Origin of the sequence: Marinobacter sp. C1S70 (genome assembly GCF_000475355.1) — a bacterium.
GTDB lineage: Bacteria > Pseudomonadota > Gammaproteobacteria > Pseudomonadales > Oleiphilaceae > Marinobacter > Marinobacter nauticus.
Genome location: NZ_AXBW01000046.1, coordinates 1 through 1,253, shown reverse-complemented (window position 1 = coordinate 1,253; position 1,253 = coordinate 1). Strand labels below are relative to the sequence as shown.

Here is a 1,253-nt window from a genome sequence, read left to right as displayed (position 1 = left end):
TGTAGTGGTCAAGTGTTTTAGGCCACCGTCTTTTGAGTTTTCCAGTAGGCCTTCTCTGCCACATTCGGCGGCAATCCACCGTTGTGTTTGTGCGGTCTCAGTGCGCTGTAATATCCGATCATATAGTCCGTGACCGATTGCTTCGCCGAGGCAAAGCATGGATATCCGATTTCCGGCACCCATTCTGTTTTCAGACTCCGGAAGAAGCGCTCTGTCGGAGCGTTATCCCAGCAATTCCCTCGTCGGCTGAGGCTTTGTTTCATTTGATAACTCCAGAGCAGCTGCCGGAATCGTAGGCTGGTGTACTGGCACCCTTGATCCGAATGGAACATGACTCCTGAAGGCTTTCCCCGGGATTCATACGCAATCGTCAGAGCCTTCTTCACCAAGTCTGTATTCGGTGACAAGGATATGGCCCACCCCACCGGTTTACGGGAAAACAAATCAATCACAACAGCCAGATAAGCCCAGCGCGCACCGGTCCAAAGATAGGTTATGTCTCCGGTCCACACTTGATTGGGCTCCTTTACGTCGAACTCCCGATCAAGAAGATTCGGGATATCCAAATGTGGCTGATCCGCCTTCTTGTAAGCGTGCCCTGGCGGCTGCGTGCTGACCAGCCCCAACTGCTTCATTCGTCTGCTAGCACGGTACCGGCTCAGTGGCGTTCCGGCCTGCGTGACCATCTTGGCAATGCTGCGAGCGCCGGCAGATCCGTTGCTGACAGCATGCGCCTCGACAACCTGGTCCAGCAGCGCCTTCTCAGCCTCGCAAGGCCCTCTGTCCCGGTCTCGCCAGGCCCGGTAGCTGCTGCGGTGCACCCCAAACACCCGACACAGGCGCTGCACCGCATAGCTCTCTTCAAGTCGCTCGATTATCGAGAATTGCTCAGGGAGTCCGACATCAAGAGAGCGGTAGCCTTTTTTAAGATTTCCTTTTCTTCCTCCGACCGACGAAGGCGGCGCTTCAGTTCCTGAATCTCACGCTGCTCTGTGGTCAGGGCCTCGCCTCTGGGTGCTTTGCCTGCCCGTTCGGAACGAAGTTTACGGACCCAATACTCCATGGTGGATTTACCGACACCCATGGCATCGCAGGCAGCTTTCACTGTGTATCCTTGGTCGACCACCAATTGAGCAGCCTCCAAACGGAATTCCGGACTGAAGTTTCTAGTTTTCGCCATCGTCTTCACCTGATTCATTATGTGAGTGATCATACACTCAAAATCAGGTGGCCAGATTCACTATGCCACTACA

General features: G+C 54.4%; 1 protein-coding gene. It reads right to left on the bottom strand.

Going from position 1 to position 1,253, the window contains the following annotated elements; translation table 11 throughout:
* Window positions 1–17: 17 nt before the first annotated feature.
* Window positions 18–1,180 (bottom strand): IS3 family transposase gene (locus Q669_RS13795; RefSeq protein WP_085987383.1). Its coding sequence is split into 2 segments (ribosomal slippage): window positions 18–931 and window positions 931–1,180, totalling 1,164 coding nucleotides; the frame shifts between segments, so codons are not numbered across the junction.
* Window positions 1,181–1,253: the final 73 nt, after the last annotated feature.